The organism is Amycolatopsis sp. CA-161197, from assembly GCF_050942255.1.
In the GTDB taxonomy this organism is placed as follows: Bacteria; Actinomycetota; Actinomycetes; order Mycobacteriales; family Pseudonocardiaceae; genus Amycolatopsis.
On record NZ_CP192059.1, the window covers coordinates 5,744,828 to 5,768,238 of the forward strand.

Genomic DNA, 23,411 nt, shown 5'->3' on the forward strand with positions numbered 1-23,411 from the left:
GGGTGTCAGGAAGCCGAGGACTCCTTGCGGCGCAAGCCGTACCCGGCCTTCATCAGGAGCAGCAGCACCGTGCCGAGGATCAGCGGCTGCTGCAGGATCAGCTGCACCACCTGCGGCAGCACCTTCATCGTCGCGGGCGGCACGAACAGCCCGCCGATCGCGGTGATGAACGGGAACCCGGCGAGCATGAGGTTGTCGCGGGACCAGTGCACGCCCGAGAGGGCGTCGATGGCGCTCGCGAACAGCACTCCGAACAGGACGGTGCCGGCCGCGGCGAGCACCGGGAGCGGCACGGCCTGCAGCAGGTGGTCGAACGGGCCGAGGCCGCCCAGCACGAGCAGGATGACGCCGGTCGCCAGCGTCACGTAACGGGAGCCGACCTTGGTCACGCGCAGCAGGCCGATGTTGTCCGGGTAGGCCAGCGTGGACATGCCGCCGAAGACCGCGCCGACGGTGCTGCCCAGGACCTCGCCGAACACACCCTGCGAAACGCGGTAGCCGGACAGCTCCTGGCCGCCCCAGCCGGCGACGATGTCGTAGGTCGCGATGCTCTCCGCGATCGCCGGGAACAGCGTGATGAAGAAGATCAGCACGAGCTCGCCGTCGACCGAGAAGCCGAACGGGAAGATCCGCGGCACCGTGAAGCCCACGTTGTGCACCACGCCCGCGAAGTGCGTCGGCTCGAAGATCGCGTACACGACCGTGCCGACGACCACCGCGACCAGCACGGCACCGCGGCGCAGGATGGTTCCCTTGGGCAGCAACGTGAGCAGGATGACGACCAGCGCGGTGACCAGGCCCGACACGAGGTTCATGCCGGGGAACCCGGGGCTGCCCGGCGTGCCCAGCACGTTCGGCAACGCGGTGCTGGTGAGCTGGGTGGCGAGGATCAGCACCAGGACACCGCAGATGATCGGGTCGCGCACGAACTTCGACAGGTACGTGACCAGCCCGTACTTCTTGATCGGGATGGCGAGCACGCACCAGATCAGCCCGGCCACGACCATCGAGCCGAACGCCGCGCCCAGCCCGCCCTTGCCGTGGCCCACGGCCAGCAGCGCGGCCAGCGAACCCGCGTACGGGCCCTGCACGATCGGCAGCCGCAGCAGGAACACCGACTGCAGGATCACCACGAGCCCGGACGTCATGAACGTGACGCCGTAGAGGTAGGCGGTGTCGGTGGCCGACAGCTTGAACGCGGTGCCGATCAGGGCGGGGAAGATCAGCAGCCCGGCCATGCCGAGGATGTTCTGGACCCCGAGCCCGATCGAACTCGAGAGCTTGACCTTGTCGTCGATCCCGACGTCGAAGATCGGCACGGGTTCGGTTTCGGGGGTGGCAGCAGGAGCCGTGGCGGCGGCGGTGACGGCCATGGAGGTAGCTCCAAGCGATGACGGACGGCGGTGACGGCCATCGAGCGGGGGGACGGGGAGCGGAGCGGCGAGCGGTCGAACGAGGGACGGGTCAGGCTTCGGTGGACTTGCGCAGGCGCGCGGCCCACCGTTCGAGGTAGCCGGCGAGCACGATGCGGATCAGCACCGACGCCTTCATCGGCGGTGCGTCGTCGAACCGGGGAGCGGGACGGGGCGGGGTCGCGGTCGCCGTGGCGGTCGTGGCGGAAGCCGCAGCCGCCGCGGCCGGAGCGGCCGAACCGTTGACCGCCGGGGTGGGAGCGGCAGCCGGGGCCGGGGCTTCTTCCCCGGCCTCGATCCGCTGCCGCACCCGCGAAGCCAGCTCGCCGACCATCCGCCCGGACACGTCGGACATGATGCCCCGGCCGAACTGCGCGAGCTTGCCGGAGATGGTCAGGTCGGTCTCGAGGGCGACGTGCGCTCCCCCGTCGGCCGGGGTCACGCGCATGGTCGCCTTGGCTTTCGCCGTGCCGGCGCCGCGGGTGTCCTTGCCGTCGGCCACCAGCACGGCGACGCGGGCGGCGCCGTCCTTCTCGACGATCTTCGCGACGCCCTGGTAGGCCGCCGTGACCGGGCCGACCTTGATCTTCACCTTGCCGCGGTAGGAGTCGTCGCCCAGGTCCTCCACGAGCTCGGCGCCCGGGAAGCAGGCGGCCACGTTGTGCGCGTCCTGCAGGAAGGTGAAGACCTCGTCCGGGTCGGCGGCGACGTCGAAGGAGTTTTCGATGAGCATGCGGTGCCTCTCAGTCCTGGTCCGCGGCGGCTGCGATGGATTCGGCGATCCGCGCCGGGGTGATCGGCGCGCGCGTCACGCGGGCCCGCAGCGGCCGCAGCGCGTCCTCCACGGCGTTCGCGATCGTGGCGGGCGCCGGGATCGTGCCGCCCTCCCCCGCGCCCTTCACCCCGAGCGGGTTGAGCGGGCTGGGAGTCTGGATGTGGAACAGCTCGACCGGCGGCACCTCGGTGGCCGACACGAGTGCGTAGTCGAGGTAGCTCGTGGCCTGCGGCTGGCCTTCGACGTCGTACACCGGCTCCTCGTACATCGCGTTGCCGATGCCGTGGGCGAAGCCGCCGAGCACCTGGCCGTCGACCAGCAGCGGGTTGATCACGTTGCCGCAGTCGTGGCCGATCACGTACTTGAGGATCTCGATCTCGCCGGTCTCCGGGTCGACCTCCACGAGCGCGGCGTGCGCGCCACTGGCGTAGGCGGCGCGCTCCGGCGAGAAGTAGCTGGAGGTCTCGATGCCGGCCTTGATGCCGCGCGGCATCGTGATGCCGTGCTTGCCGATGTTGGCCGTCTGCGCGAGCTGTTGCAGGGAAACGGACTTCTCCAGGTCGCCGCCGAGACAGGCCTTGTCGCCCACGAAGTCCACTTCGGACGCATCGCAGCCGAGCAGGACCGACGCGGTGTCGAGCAGCCGTTCGCGCATCTGCTTCGCCGCGTCCAGCACGGCCGGCCCGCAGGTGGCCGTGATGCGCGAGGCGAACGTGCCCTGGCCGAACGGGATCCGGGCCGTGTCGCCGGTCTTGACCTCGATGTAGTCCATGTCGAGCCCGATGCCGTCGGCGGCGATCTGCGCGTAGACGGTCTCGTAGCCCTGGCCCTGCCCGGCCGCCGCGAGCGTGACGAGGATGCGGCCCTTGTTGGTCAGCCGGATCTTCGCGCCCTCGTACGGGCCGAGGCCGCAGCCCTCGATGTACACCGAGAGGCCGATGCCGAGGTAGCGGCCTTCCTGGCGGAGCTTGGCCTGCAGCGCGCGCGCCTCGTCGTAGCCGATGCGTTCGAGCGTGCCTTCCAGCAGCGTCGGGAAGTCGCCGCTGTCGTAGGTGAGCGGGCTGCCGTCGCGGAACATGATGCCGACCTTGTACGGGAACTCGTCGGCCTGGATCAGGTTGCGGCGCCGCACCTCCGCCGGGTCGAGCCCGAGGTGCTCGGCGATCCGGTCGATCATCCGCTCCATCACGAACACCGCCTGCGGGCGGCCCGCGCCGCGGACCGACGACGTCGGCACCATGTTCGTGTAGCACGCGCGCAGCTCGATCGCGATGTTCGGCACGTGGTACGGGCCGGGCACGGTCGAGGTGGTGATCGACGGGACCTGCAGGCCCGCGCAGTAGGCGCCCTGGTCGTGCTCGATCACGTCCTTGACCGCGAGCAGCAGCCCGTTGTCGTCGAACCCGACGTCGACGCGGTGGGTCTGCGAGCGCTCCATCATCGAGGTGACCATGTTCTCCTGGCGGTCCTCGACCCACTTCACCGCGCGGCCCAGCTTCATCGCGACCCACGGGATCACGACCTCTTCGCCGTAGAACTGCGCCTTCGGGCCGAAGCCGCCGCCGACGTCGGCCGGCGCGATCACGCGGATGTCGTCCTCGGCCATCTCGTAGATGACCGACAGCTGCTGACGCGCGTAGTGCGGGGCCTGCGTGGTGTCCCAGATGGTGACCTGGCCGGTCGCCGCCTCGAACCGGGCCGCCACGCCGCGCGTCTCCATCGAGTGGCCGCCGCCGCGCATCACGAAGAACTCTTCGGACAGCACGTTCGGCGCGTCGGCGAGCGCCTTCGCCGCGTCGCCCGCGCTCTGGGTGAGCAGCACGGCGACGTTGCTCTCGTCGCCGGAGTGGGCCAGCGGACCGTTCTCCTGCAACGCGACGGCGGTCGACGCGACGGCTGGCAGCACCTCGAAGTCGACCTCGATGAGCTCCAGCGCGTCCTCGGCGAGGTACCTCGACTCCGCGACGACGACGGCGAGCGGCTCCCCGACGTAGTGCAGTTCGTGCGGCGGCATCGGCAGCCGCGGGTAGTCGCGCAGCTTCGGGTGCTGCACCTTCGGCGCCAGCGGCTTCTGGATCTCCATCAGGTCGGCGCCGGAGTACACCGCGATCACGCCGGGCAGCGCGAGGGCCTCCGTGGCGTCGAAGGAGAGGATCTTCGCGTGGGCGTGGGGCGAGCGCAGGAACGCGGCCGCGAGCGCGTCGGGCAGATCGAGGTCGTCGAGGTAACCGCCGTGCCCGGTCAGCAGGCGCTCGTCCTCGCGGCGCTCCACACGCCGGCCGATCATCGTGCCTTCGGGGACCAGGGTGTCGCTCATGCGTTGCCGTCCTTTCCGGCCGAGGCTTCCAGCACGGACTTCACGAGGCCGGTGTAGCCGGTGCAGCGGCAGATGTTGCCGGACAGCACCTCGCGGGCCTGCTCCTCCGTCGTCACGCTCTCCTCGCGCAGCGCGGCCGTCACGCTCATCAGGAAGCCGGGCGTGCAGAACCCGCACTGCAGGGCGTGGTTGCGCTTGAACGCGCACTGCAGCGGCGACAGCTCGCCGTCTTCGGCCAGGCCCTCCACGGTCTCGACTTCGGCGCCGTCGGCCTGCACGGCGAGCATGAGGCACGAGCGCGTGGCCGCGCCGTCGACGATCACGGTGCACGCGCCGCAGACACCGTGCTCGCAGCCGAGGTGCGTGCCGGTGAGGCGCAGCTTCTCGCGCAGGAAGTCGGCGAGCGTCATCCGCGGATCGACGACGGCCTCGTACTCGCGGCCGTTGACCGTGCACCCCACGGTGTGCGTCTCGTCCTGGGTGCGGACGGGGAACTCCGTCGCGTGGTCACGCACGGCTGGCCTCCAGCTTTCCTCGGATGTCGGCGAGCGCGCGCTTGACCAGGACGCCGGTGAGGCGGCTGCGGTACTCGGCGCTCGCGTGGATGTCGCCGGTCGGGTCGACCTGCGCGCGGGCTGCGGCCTCGACCTCGGGCCACAGCTCGTCGGTCAGGGACGCGCCGGTCACCAGCGCCTCGACGTCGGTGAGCCGGTGCGGGGTGGGCGCGACACCCGCCGCGGCGATCCGGCAGGTGGTGACGACGCCGGCGGCGTCGACCTCGCACACCGCGGCCACGCCGGCGAGCGCGAAGTCCCCGCGCCGCGTCGCGAACTCGCGGAACGCCGAGAACTGGTTCGCCGGCGGACGCGGCACGCTGACCTGCAGCAGCAGCTCGTCCGGTTCGAGCGAGGTGGTGAGGTGGAAGAGGAAGAACTCTTCTGCCGGCACCTCGCGCACCCCGCGCGACGAGGCGATCGTGAACGTCGCGTCGAGCACCGAGAGCACGCTCGGCAGCTCGGCCGCCGGGTCGGCGTGGGCGAGGCTGCCGCAGATCGTGCCGCGGTTGCGGATCTGCGGGTGGGCGACCTGCGCCAGCGCCTCGGTGAGCACGGGGAGCACGGCGGCGGCCTCGGCCGAGCGCTCGACGCGGCGCTGCCGCACGAGCAGCGGGATCGTGATGCGCGTGTCGCCGAACGTCGGCTCGGCGTACTCGGCGCCGAGGCGGTTCACGTCCACCAGGTGCTCGAAGCGGGCCAGGCGGAAGTTGAGCATCGGCATCAGGCTCTGGCCGCCGGCCAGCACCTTCGCGTCGTCGCCGTACACCTGCAGCGCGGCGAGTGCTTCGTCGAGGCTGCGCGGCGAGTGGTACGTGAACTTTCCGGGTTTCACTGGCTCTCCGAACCGGTCTTCAGGTGCGCCCGCACGCGCTCGGCGAGCGCGGGCCGTTCGATCAGGGACATGTGCCGCAGGCCGGTCTGGACCTCCAGCTCGGCACCGGGGATGCCGTCGGCGAGCGCGGCCGCCATCTCCGGCGGCGTCGCGTAGTCGTGCTCCCCGACGAGCACGAGCGTGCTCGCGGTGACCGACGGCAGCAGCGAGCGGGAGTCCATCTCGCCCATCGCGATCGACGCCGCGGCGTGCGCCTCGCTGTTGGTGCGCAGGAAGATCTTCACGATCCGGTCGGCCTCGTTCGGGTTCGCCTCGCGGAACTCCGGGGAGAACCAGCGGTCCAGCTGGAACGCGACCTGCTTCGAGCGCGGTACGGACACGGCCTTCTCCGCGCGCTCGGCCCACACCTCCGGCGCGTCGTCGCCGTAGTACGCCGTGGTGTCGGCGAGCACGAGCGAACGCACCCGGGCCGGGAAGCGGCCGGCGAAGTTCACGCCGACGCTGCCGCCCATCGACAGGCCCAGCAGCGACACGGTCTCCAGCCCGAGCGAGTCGAGCGCGACGCCGAGGTCGTCGGCCAGGTCGGCGATCGAGAACGGCTTGCCGTCCCACGCCGACTCGCCGTGGCCGCGCAGGTCGAACGCGAACACCTGGAACTCGTCGGCGAGCGCCTCGGCCAGCGGCGTCCACAGCTCGCCGGAGGTGGCGAGCGGGTGCAGCAGCACCACGGGCTCGCCCGCGCCCCAGCGGCGGACCGCCAGCGGGCCCGCGGTCGAGGTGGACGGGATCATGCGGGCCTCCGGAAGATCTTCTCGGCGTTGGTGCGCAGGATCGCCTCGGTGTCGCTTTCGGACAGTCCGGCGTCCAGCACGGTGTGCACGGGGCGCGGGTCGCCCAGCGCGAACGGGTAGTCGCTGCCCAGCACCACGTGGTCGGAGCCGACGAGCCCGGTGAGGAAGCGGATGGCGGGCGCGGACAGCGCGACGGTGTCGTAGACGAAGTCGCGCAGGTAGTCCGACGGCTTGTCGCGCTCCAGCTCCCCGGCGAACGCCTCCTTGGTGCGGTAGCCGCCGTCGAGCCGGCTCGCCTGGTACGGCAGGAACCCGCCGCCGTGGACGAGGATCAGCTTGAGGCCGGGGTGGCGGTCGAGCAGGCCGTGGAGGATCAGCTCGGTCACGGCGACGGTGTTGTCGATCAGCCGGCCGTGGACGTTGCCCATGGTGCCGAGCGTGGCGAGCTCGCCCGAGGGCCCGTACGTGGGCGGGTGCAGCACCACCGGGATCTCCTCGCGCGCGGCGACCGTCCACAGTGGCTCGAAGTTCTCCTCGTGCGGCGCCGAGCCGGTGAGCGGGTCGGTGCTCAGCATGACGCCGGTGAACTCCGGGCGCTTCCACACCTCAAGCAGGTCCGCGGCGGCCTGCTCGCCGTCGTCGGTGGCCACGGACGCCAGCGCGGTCGTGCCGCCGCCCAGCTCGGCCACGGACTCCGCCATCGCGTCGTTGACCGTGCGGGCCCAGTCGCGCGCGGCCGGCGGTTCGAGGAACGCCGACTGGATGTCCATCCACGGCGAGATGACCTGGGTGGCCACCCCCGTCTGCGCGCGCCAGCCGGCCCGCGGGCCGGTCTCGTTCATCCGCGCGCCGATCGGGCGCGTCTCGCCCATGCCGGGCACGTCGACGACCCAGCCCTTCTCCGTGCGCCGGGCGCTGAAGCCGCACGCGGGCGCCTTCTCGAGCGCCGCGAGCAGCGACGGCGGGACGATGTGCGCGTGCGTGTCGAGAACCGGGTAGGGGACGATCTCGTCGCTGTCCGTCCGACTCACCTCTCAGTGCCGAAGACCACGTGTGGGAAAACTCGCTGGTGCTCGACGCTAGGTGGCCAGGACAGAGGCAACCAGCGCGCTTTGCTGTCGGCCCCGGTAAGCAGTTCTTACAGCGGCCCCCTCGCGCGAGCGGGGCCCGGCGTGATGCGATGACCGGAGCCCGGCACCACCACCGGGTGAGAACGAAAGGCGGGTGCCCGTTGACGGGGACAGGACTTCCGCGGCGCAACGTCGTCGTGGCCATCACCGGGGCGAGCGGTGCGTGTTACGGCGTGCGCATTCTGCAACTGCTGCGCGAGCGCCCGGACTTCTCGACGCACCTCATCCTGTCGAAGGCCGGGATCGTGACGCTGCGCCACGAGTGCGACCTGTCCGCCGAGGACGTGCGCGAGCTGGCCGACGTCACGCACCGGCCGGGCGAGATCGGCGCGACCATCGCGTCGGGGTCGTTCCCCGTGGAGGCCATGGTGATCGCCCCGTGCTCCATCAAGACGCTCTCGGCCATCGCCACCGGCTACACCGACGACCTGGTGGCCCGCGCGGCCGACGTGTGCCTCAAGGAGGGCCGGCCGCTGCTGCTGATGGTGCGCGAGACGCCGCTGCACCTCGGGCACCTCAAGTCGATGACCGCCGCGGCCGAAGCGGGCGCCATCATCGCGCCCCCGGTCCCGGCCTTCTATTCTCGACCCGAGACGATCGACGACCTGGTGGACTTCACCGCCCGCCGCGCGCTCGCCCGGGTGGGCCTGTGGGAGCTCGCGCCCCCGGCGTGGGACGGTGACGTGACCAGGCGCAAAGACGCTCTCACCCAAGGTGGCTGACGGCGGGACCGCGCGAGCGGTCGGGAAAGGACTCGGGTGCTCGAAGCTCGGCGACTGCAGATCTTCTCGGCGGTGGCCGAACGCGGCTCGTTCACCGCGGCGGCCGAAGCCCTGTTCATGACCCATTCCGCCGTGTCGCAGCAGATGGCGCTGCTGGAACGGCAGCTGGGCGTGACACTGATGATCCGCGGCCCGCGCGGCATCGAGCTCACCGACTCCGGGCGCATCCTCGCCGAGCGCAGCACGGGCCTGCTCGGCACGATCGCGAACATCGAGCAGGAGATGGCCGACCTCAAGGCGCAGCAGTCCTACGTGCGCCTGGGCGCGTTCCCCACGGCCGGCGCGGACCTCATCCCGCGCGTGGTGCGCACGTACCAGGAGCGCTACCCGGACACGAAGATCGTGCTGCGCTCGGCCCACGCGTCCGACATGCCCGCGAACCTGCGCGACGGCTCGATCCACCTGGGCCTGGCCTGGGACTACGACTTCGACCCGCGCTCGGTGCCCGCCGACATCGAGTGGATCCACCTGGCCGACGACCCGCTGTGCGTGCTCGTGCCGGTGGACCACCCCGTGGCCGGCGAGTCCGAAGTGGAGCTGCGCGAGCTCGCGGGCGAGAGCTGGGTGGTGCGCAGCCACCGCCCGCCGTACGACGAGGCGTTCACGACGCTGTGCCGGCTCGCCGGGTTCGAGGCCGACATCGGCTTCGCCACGGAGGACTACCTGTCGGCACAGGGCCTGGTGGCGGCGGGCGTCGGCATCAGCGCGGCGCCGCGGCTCGCGCTGGTGGCGCTGCGGCCCGACGTCGTCGCCGTGGACATCGCCGGTCCCGCGCCGCGCCGGCGCATCGCGGCCGTCCGGCTGCTCAACGCGAGCCACCCGCCGGCCGCCCAGCAGATGCTCGACGTGCTGCGCGCGGCCACGACCCCCGAGGAGACCCCGTGACCGTGCCGGACGAAACCGGCGAACGGCCCGGAACCGACGTCCTGCGCCGCATCCTGCGCGACGGGCGCACCGAGATCTCGCTCGTGGACCGCATCGTCGAGGACCTCGCGGTGCAGATCATCGACGGCCGCCTGCCGCCGGGAGCCGACGTGAACTCCGTCGAACTCGCCCGCCGCTACACCAGCAGCCGCACGCCCGTGCGCGAAGCGCTGCTGACGCTGCAGCGCGAAGGCCTCGTGGACATCCCCGCCCGCCGGCGCCCGCGCGTGGCGCCGGTGACGCTGAGCCAGGCACGCGAGATGTACGAGATCCGCGCGAGCCTGCACGGCCTGGTCAGCGAGCTGATCGTGCGCAACGCCCCCGACAGCGCGCTCGACGTGCTGGACCGGTGGCAGGCCCACCTGCGCGACGACGCCGAACGCGGCGACGTCGACTCCTACTTCTGGCACAACGTCACGTTCCGCCAGGCCGAGGCCGAGGTCGCGGGCAACCACCAGCTCACCCGCCTGCTCGGCTCCCTGGGCCTGCGCACGCTCCAGCTGCGCCACGTCAGCCTGTCGCTGCCCGGCCGCCTGACGCGCTCGGTGGACGACCACGAACGGCTCCTGGAGGCCTACCGCGACCGCGACGCCCCGCTGGCCGTGGCGCTGACGAAGTCCATCATCACGGCCGGGCTGCAGGCGATAGAGGAGTCCGGCTGGTCCGGCCTGCAGGTCGAGCGTTCCCCCGGGCCCGTCGCCTGACGCGTGCCGCCGGACGTCCCGGCCGGACGCGGGTGACCGGCGCCTGTGCGCGGGTCGGGGCCTCGCGCGCACAGACGGCGGTTACGCGCGCCCGGCCGGGAAGCCGGCACTGCCTCACACCTGACCGGACCGTTCGATCGCCCGGTAACCCCGCAGCACCAGCGACCGGCTGACCGCGGCGGCGAGCGGCGCGTCGCGGTCGGCGTAGGCGTTGACGAGGCGCTCGTGGTCGGCGACCGAGTGCAGCAGCCGGCCCGGCAGCGACAGGCTCAGGTGCCGGAAGCGGTGCATCTGCAGGCCCAGCGAGCTCAGCCGCCGCTGCAGCTCGCCGTTCTGCGAGAGGCTCGCCTCGGCGTTGCGGAAGCCGACGTTGTGCCAGAAGTAGCCGTGGACGTCGCCGCGTTCGGCGTCGTCGGCCAGCACCTTCTGCCAGGCCCGCAGGCCGTCGATCTCCTCGTCCGTGGCGCGGGCGACCACCAGCTCGCTGACCAGCCCGTAGAGGCTGCCCCGGATCTCGTAGATCTCCCGCACCTGCCGCATGTCCACCGGCGAGACGTACGGCCGCCGCCGCGGCGGCACGATCACCAGCGACTCCCGTTCCAGCAGGAGCAGCGCCTCCCGCACCGGGGTGCGGGAGGTGCTGAACCGCCGGGCCAGCTCGGCCGAGTTGACCTCGTGGCCGGGCCGGAGCCTGCCCTCCACGATGCTCGTGGCGAGCTCGCGGAAGATCGTGAACGCGAGCGACGAGTCGCCGTCGGACCCGCGCAACGCGCTGAACAACAGCTCCTTCCGCAGGTCCTCGACGCCCGCGTCGGTCACTAGCCGAGCACCTCGGGCCAGCGCCTGGTCACCGAAGCGACCAGGTCCTCGGTCGACTCGGCCACCGCCGGGAAGTCCGCGAGCCGCTCGAACGGCCGGCACGCGTCGATCACCGCGCGGCTGTTGAACGCGATCTCGCCCGGCAGCGTGAGCGGGTCGACCCGGCTGCCCCACGTCCGCTTCATGACCTCGATGTCGAGCTCGGGGTTGGTGCGCCCGCACATCGCCCACACGACCTCGCCGAGGTCGCGCGGGTTCACGTCGTGGTCCACCACCACCGTGAAGCGGTTCATGTACGCGGCGTTCGGCAGCTGCGCCGTGAGGTACGCGGCCTGGCGCGCGTGCCCCGGGTACTTCTGCTCGATCGCCACGATCAGCAGCGAACGCCCGCCGCCGGCCTCGTGCGCCCACACGCCGCGCACGCCGGGCAGCCCGGTCTTGCGCAGCGAGTCGGTGATGATCGCGGACTTCATCACGGTGCGCATGTACGAGTAGTCGTGCGGCGGCTTGCCCGGAGGCGCCCCGAGCAGGATCGGGTCGTCGCGGTAGTAGACCTTCTCGATGTCGATCGCGAGGATCGGGTCCTTCGAACCGGAGTAGTACCCGGTCCACTCGCCGAACGGCCCCTCCGGCCGGGTGTCGGCGGGGCGAACCCAGCCCTCGATCGCGATCTCCGCGTCGTGCGGCAGCGGCAGGCCCGTGGCCAGGCCCGCGATCGTGCGCACCGGGGAGCCGGTCATCGCGCCCACGTAGTCGTACTCCGACACGTCGCCGGGCACCTCGACGCCCGCCGCCACCAGGTACGCCGGGTGGTGCCCGAGCGACGCGGCGATCGGCGCGCGGCCCTCGGCCTCGAACCAGCGGCGCAGGTGCTGCGCGCCGTGCTTGCCGGCCTCGATGTTCACCGTCGCCGAGCGGCCCTCGTCCTGCACCTGCATGCGGTAGGCGCCGAGGTTGATCCGGCCGGTGTCGTAGTCGCGCGTGACCACGGCGCAGCCCGTGCCGATGTAGCGCCCGCCGTCGCCCTCGTGCCAGCGCGGCACGGGGAACTTCAGCAGGTCCACCTCGTCGTCCACATGGGACAGCAGCGGGCCGTCGGTCACCGTGACAGCGCGGAACTCGGACGCGTTGGCCGCCCACTCGCCCGGCTTCACCGCGAGGGTCTCCATGAGGTCCTCGTCGGTGTTGTCCCAGCCGAGGCCGAGCACGGAGCCGAGCAGCCGCGGGTTGCTGACCGAGCCGGACAGCACCCGCGAGCCCGCGGTGTAGTCCTTGATGGAGTCGAACAGCATCGCCTTCGGCTTGCTGCGCCGGTAGTTGACCTGCGAGAGCGCGCCGATCTCCAGCTCCCAGTGGGCGCCCTCGATCGGCTGGACCTCGCCTTCGCGCTCGGCTTCGGCGAGCCAGCGCCGCAGGTCGGGACCGGTGTCGTTCATGCTGCTCCTCGTCGCGAGTCGGCCTGGAGGTACTCGGTGGCCGCGTCGGCGGTGATCACGTCGGCGTACTTCTGGTTGAGGTCGAACAGGCTCATCCAGTGCGACGACTCGAACCGGTCGAAGCACAGGTCGCCGACCACACCCACGCGGTAGCCGCGGCTGCACGCGTCGACCACGGTCGAGCGCACGCAGCCGCTGGTGGCCTCGCCGACCACGAGCAGCGTGTCGTAGCCCCCCGCCCGGAGGATGGTGTCGAGCGGGGTCTCGAAGAAGCAGCTCGGGCCGATCTTCCGCAGCACGATGTCCCCGTCGGCCGGGGCCACCTCCGCGACGATGGCGTTGCCGTCCACCGCGCGCGGCTTCGGCGCGAGCGCCGGAGCCGGCTTGCGGTTCCAGCGCCCGAATTCCGGTGGCGTGGCGTGGAAGTACGCCACGCGCACGCCCGCGTCCCGGGCCGCCCGCAGGAACGGCGCCGTGCGGTCGACGACCTCCCAGCCGGCGTCGCCGCACGAGCTGGGCCAGTCGGCGACCGACTCCACGATGTCGGCGCGCGGCAGGCCGAGCGCCGCGTAGTAGAGGTCGACGGCGACCACGAGCGGGCGCGAGCCGAGACCGAACGGCACCTGCTTGGCCCACGACGTCGCCGAGAGCACGGCCCGGTCGCGCTCGGTCAGGTAGGGCGCCCAGCCGTCCTCGAACACGGCGGCCGCGGTCCGGGGCACACTCATGCCGCCGCCAGCGTGCTGTCGATGTACTTCGTGACGTCCGCCGGCGGAGTCGACTTCGCGTTGTGCGCCGCTTCGTCGAACGCCTGCTTGATCACCTTGGGGTCCACCTCGGGCGTCTGCGACCACACGGTGAGGAAGAAGTCGTACGCGTAGTTGGCCAGGTCGTCGCTCTGCACCCCGCTGTACTTCTTGATCGCCTTCACGGTCTCGGGCTTGTGCGAGCGCAAGTACTGCAGCGACTCGGCTTCCGCGGCGTAGAACCGCTTCACCGCTTCGCGGTTGTTCTGCAGGAACTTGTTCTGCACGGTGTACGCGCCGAGCGGGAATTGCAGGTCGGCCAGCGAAGCCAGGCGGTGCGCGCCCTTCTCGCGGCTCTGCGTGCCGTTCGGCGGCTGGGTCAGCAGCGCGGACACCGCGCCACTGCCGAGCGCCGCGACCTCGGCGGGCACGCTCTTCACGAACACCGCCTGCACGTCTTCGCGCTTCATGCCGTTGGCCTCGAGCAGGTCGGTCAGCCCGAAGTCGCTCTGCGACCCCGGCGAGGAGATCGCGACCTTCTTGCCCTTGAGGTCCTTGATCGTCTTGATGTCGGGGCTGGCCCACATCTCGAGGTTGTAGTGCGGCTCCGACATCGCGACGTACTTGAGGTCGGAGCCCTTCATGATCGCGGCAGCGGAGTCCGCGGCGACGCCGACCCCGATGTTCACGCTGTTGCTCGACAGCGCGGCGACGAGCTGCGAGCTGTCGTTGAGCCGGCTGAGCGTGACCTTGAGGCCGTGCTTGGCGAAGATGCCTTCGTCCTGTGCCACGTACAAGTCCGAGTACCCCGCGCCCAGCGCGGTGTAGCCGATGGTGATCGGCAGGGCGCCGTTGGCGTCGGCCTTGACGGGGGCGGTGCCGCCGCCCTTGGCGGCACAGCCGGTGAGGGCGAGCGCCAGCGCCGCGGCGGTCGCGACCGCCGAGAGGATCTTCTTGTTCACTGCGAACCTGCCCAGTGGGTGAAGCGGCGTTCGATCATCCGCACGGCGCCGTTGAGCAGCAGCGCGACGACGGCGAGGATGACGATGCCGGCCATGGCGTTGTCCATGTTGAAGTTCGAGGTCTGGGTCTGGACGAAGTACCCGAGGCCCTGGCTCGCGAGGAACAGCTCCGCGACGATCGCGCCGACCAGTGCGCGGCCGACGGCGAGGCGCACACCCGCGAGGATGTACGGCAGCGTCGCGGGCAGCGCGATGGCGTAGAAGAACCGCAGCCGCGGCGTGCAGAACACGGTGGCCACGCGGGTGTAGTCGCTGTCGAGGTTCCGCACGCCGGCGGTGATGTTGATGATGAGCGGCAGGATCGCGGCCCAGATGATCACCAGGATGCGCGAGACGTCGCCGATGCCGAACCAGAAGATGATGATCGGCAGGAACATCACGTACGGCACGGAGTAGAGGATGTTGACCATCGGCTCGGTCATGTCGTGCAGGATCTTGCTGCGGCCCAGCACGAGCCCGACCGGGATGCCGACCACGAACGTGATCAGCAGGCCCCACAGGAGCTCGAGGCCGGTCGCGCCGAGCGCGGGCCAGATGTCGCCCGAGCCGAACAGGTCGATCTCGGACCCGATGATGCGCGTCGGGCTGCTGCTGAAGGAGACGTCCACGATCCCGGTGGCGGTGCAGACCTGCCACAGCACCAGGACGATGACGAGCCCGGCCGCGCCGAGCAGGCCGCTACGCCTGCGCTGTACCCAGGCGGACAGTCCCCTGGGTTGCGCTGCCGCGGCCGGCCCGGGCGTGCTCGGCGGCCTGGTCAGAGTTGACGCCGTTGTCATGGTTCCTCGCTGAGTCTTCCGAAGCTGCGGATTCCGGGGCAGGGGCGGGGGTTTCGGTCTTCTCGGCCGGCTTGTGGTGCAGCGCCTCGAGGATCCGGTCGCCGTAGGCGAGGAACTCGGCGCTGCGCCGCCAGGCCGCGTTCCGGGGGCGGGGCGCGTCGATCTTGACCTCGAGGGCGACCCGGGCCGGCGACGGGGAGAACACGAGCACGCGGTCGGCCAGCAGCACCGCCTCGTTCACGTCGTGGGTCACGAACATCGCCGTCTTCTTGGCGCTGACGGTGTCCGCCTGCCAGATGCGCAGGAGCTCGTCCTGCAGGTTCTCGCGCGTCTGCGCGTCGAGCGCACCGAAGGGCTCGTCGAGCAGCAGCAGGGTGGGGTCGGTGGCCAGCGCCCGCGCGAGGTTCACGCGCTGCTTCATGCCGCCCGACAGCTCGTGCGGGTACTTGCCGGTCACGTGGGACAGGCCCACGATCTCCAGCAGCTCCTCGGCGCGGGCGCGGACCTGCGGCGTGAGCCGGCCCTGCACCTGCGGTCCGAAGAGGACGTTGTCCAGCACCGTGCGCCAGGGGTAGAGCGACGCGTGCTGGAACACCAGCGATCGTTCGGGGCCGGGTCCCTTGACGGCCTTGCCGCCCACCTCGAGCGCACCGCCGGCGACCGGGACCAGCCCGGCGACGGCTTCGAGGAACGTGGTCTTGCCGCACCCGCTGGGTCCGACGATGACCACGAACTCCTCGTCCATGATCTGGAGGTTGAGGTCGAGGACCGCCGTGGAGAACGCGTTGCCGCGCCGGGCCTTGTGGCCCAGCAGCAGGTCACGCGCGTCCAGACATACATTCGACGAGGTCATCGGCCGACCGCCACCCCAACCGGTCGGACTTCTGGGTTGCTCACTACTGCTCCTCCTTGCTGATGGCTGCACTGCTATTCGCAAGGTGTCGACACTTCGGGAGAGTCTCTGCCCCAGCCCAGGCTGTGTCAAGGGTCGCAGTGAGACGATCGCCATCATCCACCGGGAAAAAGATCTCTCCCGGTAAGGGAAATTCCTGGTCACGCAAGGGAAGCGGCGCGTCGATTCCCCTCGGTACGGATCGTCCCGTTATCGAGGTGTCATCACGAGCGAGGCCTCAACTGTCGACACTAGCCACTTCGTTCGACTGTCAGCGGGCCGCGCGGAGCAGCGCGACCGCAGTCGCGAAGGCGCCTTCGAGGTCGTGGACGAGGCCGCCGAGCACGTCGTCGATCCCGCGCAGCCCCGCCCGCTCGACGAGGGTCTTCTCGTTCGTGACCCACTCGCCCTGCGCGGCGAGCACGGCGTGCGCGGTCTGCAGCGCCGCGACGCCGACCGACGCCGCGGTCTCGGTGGTGTGCCCGCGCTCGACGTGTGCGCTCTTCGCGTAGCCGAGCGTCTGCTCCGCCGAAGCACGCCAGAACTTCGGCGCGCTCTCCCGCAACGCCGGCGGGTACTCCGGACGCGGCAGCATCCCGCGCAGCACCTCGTTGATCGCGAGCTCGGCCACCACGAGGTAACTCGGGATGCCGGCGAGGTGGAACGCGAGCGGCTCCCAGTGGAACCGCCCGGCCCGCGCCTCGGCGAGCTCGTGCTCCACCGAGCCGAGGTCGCGGTAGTGCACATCGACCCGCCGGCCGTCGATCGTGAGCCACGCGCCGCCGTTGAACACGCCACCGCCCCACTCGCCGAGCTCCGACACCTCGCCGGGATAGCCGAGCGCGCGCAGGTCACCGGGGTCGAAGGCACCGCGGTAGTAGACCGCCACGTCCCAGTCGCTGTCCGGGCCGGCGCTGCCCTGGGCGCGCGACCCGCCCAGCGCGACCGCCTCGACCCCGGGCAGTGCGCCCAGCACGTCGGCCACCTGGTCGGCAAAGATTTTCCCGTTGTTGTCCGGCATCGTCCGAACATGCCATGAACCCGGCGGATGATCGCTACGATTTCGCCACTTTCCGCACTCGACCTGGGGGTCCCCGCACATGCACCGCTTCCGCGCGCCCGTGGCGCTCGCCGCGGCCGCCACCGCGTTCGCGCTGGTCACCGCACCCGCCACCGCGGCCGCCACGCCGTTCACCTCGACGATCTTCAAGGCCACCCACAACAGCTACTCCGGCGACGTGGACGGCGCGAAGGGCTCGATCACCTACCAGCTCGACCACGGCGTGCGCTTCGTCGAGTTCGACATCCACGACAACGGCTACGCCACCGCCCACGACTACGGCATCGGGCACGGCAGCCCGGGCGACCTCGTCGACCACGCCGGCAACCCCGCGTCGAACAACCTGCGCGACTGGCTCGCCGTGGTGAACACCTGGTCGGCCGCGCACCCCACGGCCGCGCCGATCGTGGTGATGCTCGACCTCAAGGACGACCTCACCGACAACCCGTCGTTCGCCGCCGGCAACCTGGCCGCGGTGAACCAGGAGGTGCAGACCGCCTTCGGCCCGCGCCTGCTGCTCGCCAAGGACTACCCGGCGGGCGCGACCACGGACTCCTTGCGCGGCAAGGTGCTCACACTGCTCTCGGGCGACAGCGGCACGCGCGCCGAGTACCGCCGCGACGTCGGCTACCACCCGGCGGTGGCGATCAACGGCCGCGGCCAGGTCGTGGAGGTGCACGACTCCGGCGCCGGCGCGCTCTGGTACTGGACCGGCACCTACGGCGCCGACGGCTTCGTGACGTGGAACCGCCACGGCCGCTACGACAGCGGCCAGACCCCGGCGATCGCGCTCGACGACTCGGGCCGGCTCGTGGAGGTCCACCAGTCGCAGACCGCCACCACGCTCTGGTCGCACACGGCGCAACTCGGCGCCGACGGCGAGCTGACCTGGTCGGCCAGCCGGCAGTACGACAACGGCGTGTCCCCCACCGTCGCCTTCACCGGCACCGGCGTGCGCGAGATCCACCGCAGCCAGTCCTCCACCCAGAACTGGCAGTGGCAGGGCACGCTCGACGCGTCCGGCGCGGTGACCTGGAGCGGCAACGCGAAGACCTCGGACGCGCTGTTCCCCAAGGCCACCGGCACGTCGGGCACCCGGCGGGTGACCGTGTCGACCGGTGCCGACGGGCCGACGCCCGCCCAGACCCTGCGCTACGCCACCGACCGCGTGAGCGGCCAGCGCGTGCGCTACCCGCAGGTCGCCTTCGACGAGTACCAGAAGGGCGACCCGGCGGAGCTGCAGCAGGACGCGCTGTTCTACGGCGCGCCCGCCACGGAGTCGGCGTTCATCACCTCGGCCCGCCAGAGCGGGCACCTGGTCCGCGGCTGGGACATCGACTCGGCGGGGCTGGCCACGAACCCGCCGGCGAACTACGCGGCGACCAACCACCCGTGGGACGCGTGGTACCAGACGCTGACCTCGGGCGCGGCCCAGTAGCCGGGCGCCACAAGCGCGCGACGGGCCGGGCTCCCGCACCCCGACGGTGGGAGCCCGGCCCTGTCCCCGCAAGTGCCCACGCCGATCACCGTCCCTGGCGGGCGTCTCGGCCCGCCGTGACCGGCGCCGCACCACGTTCCCGGCGTTGCCCGGTGGTCCGCGCCAAGCGGAAAAGGCGGAAAATCAGTGCGGCAGCGCCACCTGCCGCGCCATCGCCGGCCGCGGAACTTCGCGTTCCGTGGCCGCGCGAAGCGTTGTCCGTTCAGGCGCAAGCCTTTCCGGCGCGCGTTCGCTCGCCTCGACTCTCGCCGGGGCCCGCGTGCAATGCTGCTCGAACCGCTCCATCAACACGGCGGCGACCATCAGGACCACGGGTGTACCCAGCGCGAACCACATGCATCCTGAGGTACCCAGCCGCGCCGCGACCGAACCGGCTTCTGCCCCGTCCGGGGGATTCGCGTTACCGGGCAAGGAAAACGGTGTTCACGCTGCCGATCTTCGCCGCCCGGGTCATGATCGACCGGTGAGCGGGCGGCGGGCAGCGAACTTCGGCATCTGGTTCTTCGGCGCACTGGGCGGGATCCTGTGGGGCTACGACACCGGGGTCATCTCCGGCGCGTTGCTCTACATCGGCCGCGACATCCCGTTGAGCCCCATCGTGCAGGGCATGGTCGTCTCCGGGCTGCTGGCCGGGTCGATGGCGGGCGCGGGCCTCGCGGGCCGGCTGGCCGACTCGCTGGGCCGGCGCCGGATGATCCTCGGCTCCGGGGTGGTGTTCATCGTCGGCACGGTCGGCGCCGCCCTGTCGGGCGCGGCGCCGATGCTCGTGGCCTTCCGGTTCGTGATGGGCATCGGCGTGGGGATCGCGTCGGTGGTGGTGCCGATGTACCTGTCGGAGCTCGCGCCGAAGGAAGTGCGCGGCAAGCTCACCTCGCTGATGCAGCTGCTGGTCACCGTCGGGATCCTGGTCGCCTACATCGCCGACTACGCGCTGTCGGGCTGGGGCGCGTGGCGGTGGATGATCGGGCTGGGCGTGGTGCCGGCCGTGCTGCTCGTCGCCGGGATCTACACGCAGCCCGAGAGCCCGCGCTGGCTCGCGGTCAACAAGCACGACGAACGCACGGCCCGCACGGTGCTCACGCGCCTGCGCGGCAGCGAGGACGCCGCCGACGCCGAGCTGGCCGACATCCGCGCCGGCGCCCGCGACGAAGCCGAACGCGCGGAACCCCTGCGGCTGCGGATGCTCGCGGGCGGCCGGCTGCGGAAGGTGTTCACGGTCGGGATGCTGCTCGTGTTCTTCCAGAACTTCGTGGGCATCAACACGATCATCTACTACGCGCCCACCCTGCTGACCAACGTCGGGTTCGGCTCGTCCGGGGCGATCCTCGCCAACGTGGGCATCGGCGCGGTGAACATGCTCATGACGCTGCCCGCGATGCGGCTGATCGACCGCGCGGGCCGGCGGCCGCTGCTGCTCGTGGGCGCGCTCGGCATGTGCGCGGCGATGGTGCTGCTGGCCGTGGTCAACCTCGGCGGGATGACGAAGGGACCGCTGCTGCTCGGGCTGACGCTGGCCGGGATCGCGGTGTACGTCGCGTCGTTCTCGGTGTCGTGGGGCCCGGTGCAGTGGGTCGCGCTGCCGGAGCTGTTCCCGTTGCGGATCCGCGCGGCGGCCGTGAGTGTCTGCGTGGTCTTCAACTGGCTGTTCAACCTCGCGGTCGCGCTCGTGTTCCCGCCGCTGCTGGACGCCTTCGGCGCCGGGCTGAACTTCCTGTTCTTCGCCGTGATGACGGCGCTCGCGTTCCTCTTCGTGTGGCGCCTGATGCCGGAGACGAAGGGTCGCAGCCTCGAGGATCTCGAACGCCAGCTCGTGGGTGCGTAAGCTGATCGGGTGCGGACACGACCGACCCTGACCTGGACCGGCACGGGTGAACCGCTCCCGCGCACCGGAAGCGTCGCCGAAGTGGCCGAGGTCGTCTCCCGCGGCCGCGTGGTGGTGCTGAGCGGGGCCGGGATCTCCACCGAGTCCGGCATTCCCGACTACCGCGGCGAGTCCGGCAGCCTGCGCCGGCACACCCCGATGACCTACGACGAGTTCACGACCAGCGCCGAGGGCCGCCGCCGCTACTGGGCCCGCAGCCACCTGGGCTGGCGCACCATCGCGCGCGCCGAACCCAATTCCGGGCACCACGCCGTCGCGGCCCTGCGCGAAGCGGGCCTGCTGTCCGGCGTGATCACGCAGAACGTCGACGGCCTGCACCGCGCGGCGGGCACGCGCGGCGTGGTGGAGCTGCACGGCAACCTCGACCGCGTGATCTGCCTCGGCTGCCGCCGCACCACGCCGCGCGAAGAGCTCGACGACCGCCTGCGCGCGGCCAACCCGGACTTCGGCGGCACCGCCACCCGCATCAACCCCGACGGCGACGTCGAGCTCGCCGAGGAATCCGTGCGCACGTTCACGCTCGTCGGCTGCACCGCGTGCGCCGGCGTGCTCAAGCCCGACGTGGTGTTCTTCGGCGAGAACGTGCCCCGCGCCCGGGTCGAGCGCTGTTACCGCCTGGTCGACGAGGCCTCGGCGGTGCTGGTCCTGGGCTCGTCGCTCACGGTCATGTCCGGCCTGCGCTTCGTCCGCCACGCCGCGAAAACCGGCAAACCCGTCCTGATCGTCAACCTCGGCCAGACCCGCGGCGACGCCCACGCGCGGGTTCGCGTCGACCTGCCGCTGGGCGAGGCGCTGACCGACCTGGTCGACCTGGTCGACCGCGTCGGCCGCCCCGCGCGCCTCGCCTGACGCGGGCCTACCGCAACCCGCGCGCGCCGGCCCACGCGGAGATCGACGCGGCCAGCTCGGCGGGCCGGTCCTCCGGCGTGTGGTGGCCCGCCGGGACCGCGTGGTGCGCATGGTCGAGCCCGGCGACGGTGTCGGCACACCACTTCTGCAGCTGCGGCCCCAGCATCACCCCGGGACCGGGTTCGAACGTCACGAGCAGCTTCGGCACATCGGCGCTCGCCGCGAGCCACTCGTCGTAGCGCTCGATCCGGGCGACGACGTCGGCGGGTTCGCCGTCGAGCGGCATCGCGCGCGGCCACTGCAGCAGCGGCAGCCGGCTCTCCCGGGTCGGATACGGCCGCAGGTACTCCCGCAAGTCCGCCGGCGCGAGCGCGCGGGACACCGAGCCGGGCAGCTGCTCGCGCAGGAACACGTTGTCGTCGAGCACCATCCGCTCGCCTTCGCCCGGGGTCTTGAGCGCCCGGAACAGCTCCCGGCCCGCGGCCGGGAACTCCGCCCACGTCAGGGGTTTCACGATCGTCTCGGTGAACGCGACCCCGCGCACGCGGCCCGGGTGGCGCGCCGCGAAGTCGAACGCGAGCGCGCCGCCCCAGTCGTGGCCGACGAGCACCACGTCGTCGAGGCCCAGGGCGTCGAACCACGCGTCGAGGTGGCGGGCGTGGTCGTCGAACCCGTACGCCAGCGGCGGTTTTCCCGAATCGCCCATGCCGATCAGGTCGGGCGCGAGCAGGCGCCCGCCCCCGGCCGCGGGCAGTACGTGCCGCCAGAGATAGGAGGACGTCGGGTTGCCGTGCAGGAACACGAATGGCGCGCCGTGGCCGGTTTCGCGGTGGTACACGGTCGAACCCAGCACAGCAGTGGTCGGCATGTCCGCCCGTCCCTCAGCGGAACGCGGCGACGGAACCCGCCACCCACTCGGCGAACGTCCGGGCCGGGTGGCCCAGCACCCGCTGCACGTCGGGGCTCACCCGGCGTTCCGCGGGCAGCGGCGAACCCAGTACACCCAGCGTCGCCTCGACGATCGGCGGCGGCATGAACTCCAGCATCCGCGCGCGGGCCTCGTCCGGCGTCTGCTCGGCGAACCGGACGGGCTCGCCGAGCGCGGCGCCGATCGCCGCAGCCCGCTCGCGCGGCGTCAGGGCCTCCGGACCGGTCACGTCGTACTCGGCGCCGTCGTGCGAGTCGTCCAGCAACGCCGCGGCGGCGACCGCCGCGATGTCCGCCGGGTCGACGAACGGGAGCGCCACGTCACCGAACGGAGCTTCGACGAGCCGTGAAGCCCGGACCGAAGGCGCCCATCCCAGGGTGTTGGTCGTGAACCCGCTCGGCCGCAGGATCGTCGCCGCCGGCACCGCCGAGCGCACGGCCTGTTCGTACGCCGTGAAAAACGCGTAAGCCTCCGGCCGGGTGGCCGCGCCCTGCGAGGAAAGCAGCACGAGCCGCCGCACTCCCCCGGCCTTCGCGACGTCGGCCAGCTCCGCCGGAGCCGGCCCGCCCGGGAACAGGAACAGCGTGTGCGCCCCGGCCAGCACCTCGCGCAGGGAATCGGGCGCGGCCAGGTCCGCCACCTGGTGCGTCACGCCGTCGGGCAGGTCGGCCGGCGCCGTCCGCGACACCGCCGTCACCGGTGCCCCCGCGGCCGCCAGTGCCGCCACGAGCGGACGGCCGATGTTGCCCGTCGCCCCCGTCACCACGATCATCTTCGTTACCCCAATCTTACGATCCACAGTGGTCACGAAGGTGCCGTGCGCGTCCCCCGGCCGGAAGGACGCACCTTTAAGTAAGCTCACGACATGGAGGAATGGACGCAGTTCGCGGGCCGGTCGACCCGTGACGGGTATGAGGTGTTTCACACCGACTGCCCGGCGCGGACGGTGCTCGACCACGTCACCAGCCGCTGGGGCGTGTGGGTGCTGATCGCCTTGCGGGAGCGGGAACTGCGGTTCTTCGAGCTCCGCCGCAGCATCGAAGGCGTGAGCGAGAAGATGCTGGCGCAGACGCTGCGCACCCTCGTGCGCGACGGCCTCGTGTGGCGCCGGGTCGAGCCCACCACGCCGCCGCAGGTCAGCTACGGCCTCACGCCGCTCGGCCGCGGCACCGGCGACCAGCTGTCGACGCTCTTCTCCTGGCTGCGCGACCACGCCGTCGACATCCTCGCCACGCAGTCCGGGTACGACGAGTCCGGCGGCCGGCAGAGCGCGTAG

At 71.6% G+C, this 23,411-nt stretch carries 24 protein-coding genes; 7 read left to right on the plus strand and 17 right to left on the minus strand.

Features of this window, described 5'->3' with window-relative positions:
* Positions 1-5 precede the first annotated feature (5 nt).
* The 7 genes from ACQPXB_RS26735 to ACQPXB_RS26765 all read right to left on the minus strand — a co-directional run bounded on the left by ACQPXB_RS26735 (position 6) and on the right by ACQPXB_RS26765 (position 7,715).
* Positions 6-1,373 carry a uracil-xanthine permease family protein gene (locus ACQPXB_RS26735; protein WP_432844845.1) on the minus strand — a complete coding sequence of 456 codons (1,368 nt, stop codon included), beginning with the start codon at positions 1,371-1,373 and terminating at the stop codon, positions 6-8.
* Positions 1,374-1,464: 91 nt separating this feature from the next.
* A complete protein-coding gene (locus ACQPXB_RS26740; protein WP_432844846.1) occupies positions 1,465-2,145 on the minus strand; it encodes an SRPBCC family protein in 681 nt (226 codons plus the stop codon).
* Between the two features lie 10 nt (positions 2,146-2,155).
* Positions 2,156-4,504 (minus strand): xanthine dehydrogenase family protein molybdopterin-binding subunit, encoded by a 2,349-nt coding sequence (locus ACQPXB_RS26745; protein WP_366576591.1) that lies wholly within the window; start codon positions 4,502-4,504, stop codon positions 2,156-2,158.
* Positions 4,501-5,019, minus strand: a complete 519-nt coding sequence (locus ACQPXB_RS26750; protein WP_386945151.1) for a (2Fe-2S)-binding protein — start codon at positions 5,017-5,019, stop codon at positions 4,501-4,503. The genes ACQPXB_RS26745 and ACQPXB_RS26750 overlap by 4 nt, the downstream gene beginning before the upstream one ends.
* Positions 5,012-5,893: an FAD binding domain-containing protein gene (locus ACQPXB_RS26755; protein WP_432844847.1), complete on the minus strand. Its 882-nt coding sequence runs from the start codon at positions 5,891-5,893 to the stop codon at positions 5,012-5,014. The genes ACQPXB_RS26750 and ACQPXB_RS26755 overlap by 8 nt, the downstream gene beginning before the upstream one ends.
* Positions 5,890-6,684 (minus strand): alpha/beta fold hydrolase, encoded by a 795-nt coding sequence (locus ACQPXB_RS26760; RefSeq protein ID WP_366576595.1) that lies wholly within the window; start codon positions 6,682-6,684, stop codon positions 5,890-5,892. The genes ACQPXB_RS26755 and ACQPXB_RS26760 overlap by 4 nt, the downstream gene beginning before the upstream one ends.
* Positions 6,681-7,715 carry an amidohydrolase family protein gene (locus ACQPXB_RS26765; RefSeq protein WP_432844848.1) on the minus strand — a complete coding sequence of 345 codons (1,035 nt, stop codon included), beginning with the start codon at positions 7,713-7,715 and terminating at the stop codon, positions 6,681-6,683. The genes ACQPXB_RS26760 and ACQPXB_RS26765 overlap by 4 nt, the downstream gene beginning before the upstream one ends.
* Positions 7,716-7,915: 200 nt before the next feature.
* Between ACQPXB_RS26765 and ACQPXB_RS26770 the strand changes: the two genes are divergently transcribed.
* The 3 genes from ACQPXB_RS26770 to ACQPXB_RS26780 are packed head-to-tail and all read left to right on the plus strand — an operon-like array spanning position 7,916 to position 10,224.
* Positions 7,916-8,536 (plus strand): UbiX family flavin prenyltransferase, encoded by a 621-nt coding sequence (locus ACQPXB_RS26770; protein WP_432844849.1) that lies wholly within the window; start codon positions 7,916-7,918, stop codon positions 8,534-8,536.
* A 36-nt stretch (positions 8,537-8,572) separates the two neighbouring features.
* Positions 8,573-9,481, plus strand: a complete 909-nt coding sequence (locus ACQPXB_RS26775; RefSeq protein WP_366576601.1) for a LysR family transcriptional regulator — start codon at positions 8,573-8,575, stop codon at positions 9,479-9,481.
* Positions 9,478-10,224: a GntR family transcriptional regulator gene (locus ACQPXB_RS26780; protein WP_366576603.1), complete on the plus strand. Its 747-nt coding sequence runs from the start codon at positions 9,478-9,480 to the stop codon at positions 10,222-10,224. Before ACQPXB_RS26775 ends, ACQPXB_RS26780 begins: the two co-directional genes overlap by 4 nt.
* Positions 10,225-10,338: 114 nt before the next feature.
* Here ACQPXB_RS26780 and ACQPXB_RS26785 read toward each other — a convergent pair whose 3' ends face one another.
* From ACQPXB_RS26785 to ACQPXB_RS26815, 7 genes are all read right to left on the minus strand, one after another.
* Entirely contained in the window at positions 10,339-11,043 is a 705-nt protein-coding gene (locus tag ACQPXB_RS26785; RefSeq protein WP_220241180.1) for a GntR family transcriptional regulator, read from the minus strand.
* Entirely contained in the window at positions 11,043-12,479 is a 1,437-nt protein-coding gene (locus ACQPXB_RS26790) for a UbiD family decarboxylase (RefSeq protein WP_366576605.1), read from the minus strand. The genes ACQPXB_RS26785 and ACQPXB_RS26790 overlap by 1 nt, the downstream gene beginning before the upstream one ends.
* On the minus strand, positions 12,476-13,207 hold the full coding sequence (locus tag ACQPXB_RS26795) for a cysteine hydrolase family protein (protein WP_366576607.1): 732 nt from the start codon (positions 13,205-13,207) through the stop codon (positions 12,476-12,478). The genes ACQPXB_RS26790 and ACQPXB_RS26795 overlap by 4 nt, the downstream gene beginning before the upstream one ends.
* Complete coding sequence (locus tag ACQPXB_RS26800) at positions 13,204-14,187, minus strand: ABC transporter substrate-binding protein (protein WP_366576609.1); 984 nt, start codon at positions 14,185-14,187, stop codon at positions 13,204-13,206. The genes ACQPXB_RS26795 and ACQPXB_RS26800 overlap by 4 nt, the downstream gene beginning before the upstream one ends.
* Positions 14,184-15,026: an ABC transporter permease gene (locus tag ACQPXB_RS26805; protein ID WP_366576611.1), complete on the minus strand. Its 843-nt coding sequence runs from the start codon at positions 15,024-15,026 to the stop codon at positions 14,184-14,186. Before ACQPXB_RS26805 ends, ACQPXB_RS26800 begins: the two co-directional genes overlap by 4 nt.
* On the minus strand, positions 14,926-15,879 hold the full coding sequence (locus ACQPXB_RS26810) for an ABC transporter ATP-binding protein (RefSeq protein WP_432844850.1): 954 nt from the start codon (positions 15,877-15,879) through the stop codon (positions 14,926-14,928). The genes ACQPXB_RS26805 and ACQPXB_RS26810 overlap by 101 nt, the downstream gene beginning before the upstream one ends.
* A gap of 310 nt (positions 15,880-16,189) precedes the next feature.
* Positions 16,190-16,939: a nucleotidyltransferase domain-containing protein gene (locus tag ACQPXB_RS26815; RefSeq protein WP_366576615.1), complete on the minus strand. Its 750-nt coding sequence runs from the start codon at positions 16,937-16,939 to the stop codon at positions 16,190-16,192.
* Between the two features lie 79 nt (positions 16,940-17,018).
* On the opposite strand from ACQPXB_RS26815, the gene ACQPXB_RS26820 reads away from it, so the two are divergent.
* The gene (locus ACQPXB_RS26820) at positions 17,019-18,416 is read left to right on the plus strand and encodes a hypothetical protein (protein ID WP_432844851.1); all 1,398 of its coding nucleotides are present in this window, start codon (positions 17,019-17,021) and stop codon (positions 18,414-18,416) included.
* 183 nt (positions 18,417-18,599) lie between these two features.
* Here ACQPXB_RS26820 and ACQPXB_RS26825 read toward each other — a convergent pair whose 3' ends face one another.
* Positions 18,600-18,812, minus strand: coding sequence for a hypothetical protein (locus ACQPXB_RS26825; protein WP_432844852.1), 213 nt, complete (start codon positions 18,810-18,812; stop codon positions 18,600-18,602).
* 127 nt (positions 18,813-18,939) lie between these two features.
* Here ACQPXB_RS26825 and ACQPXB_RS26830 point away from each other — a divergent pair, with 127 nt between their 5' ends.
* Entirely contained in the window at positions 18,940-20,298 is a 1,359-nt protein-coding gene (locus ACQPXB_RS26830) for a sugar porter family MFS transporter (protein ID WP_432844853.1), read from the plus strand.
* 9 nt (positions 20,299-20,307) lie between these two features.
* Positions 20,308-21,207, plus strand: a complete 900-nt coding sequence (locus ACQPXB_RS26835) for an NAD-dependent protein deacetylase (protein WP_432844854.1) — start codon at positions 20,308-20,310, stop codon at positions 21,205-21,207.
* A 7-nt stretch (positions 21,208-21,214) separates the two neighbouring features.
* On the opposite strand, the gene ACQPXB_RS26840 is transcribed toward ACQPXB_RS26835, so the two are convergent.
* Both ACQPXB_RS26840 and ACQPXB_RS26845 read right to left on the minus strand, forming a co-directional pair.
* Positions 21,215-22,075, minus strand: a complete 861-nt coding sequence (locus ACQPXB_RS26840) for a haloalkane dehalogenase (protein WP_432844855.1) — start codon at positions 22,073-22,075, stop codon at positions 21,215-21,217.
* A gap of 13 nt (positions 22,076-22,088) precedes the next feature.
* Complete coding sequence (locus ACQPXB_RS26845; RefSeq protein WP_386945131.1) at positions 22,089-22,907, minus strand: NAD(P)H-binding protein; 819 nt, start codon at positions 22,905-22,907, stop codon at positions 22,089-22,091.
* A 93-nt stretch (positions 22,908-23,000) separates the two neighbouring features.
* Here ACQPXB_RS26845 and ACQPXB_RS26850 point away from each other — a divergent pair, with 93 nt between their 5' ends.
* Positions 23,001-23,411 carry a winged helix-turn-helix transcriptional regulator gene (locus ACQPXB_RS26850; protein WP_366576629.1) on the plus strand — a complete coding sequence of 137 codons (411 nt, stop codon included), beginning with the start codon at positions 23,001-23,003 and terminating at the stop codon, positions 23,409-23,411.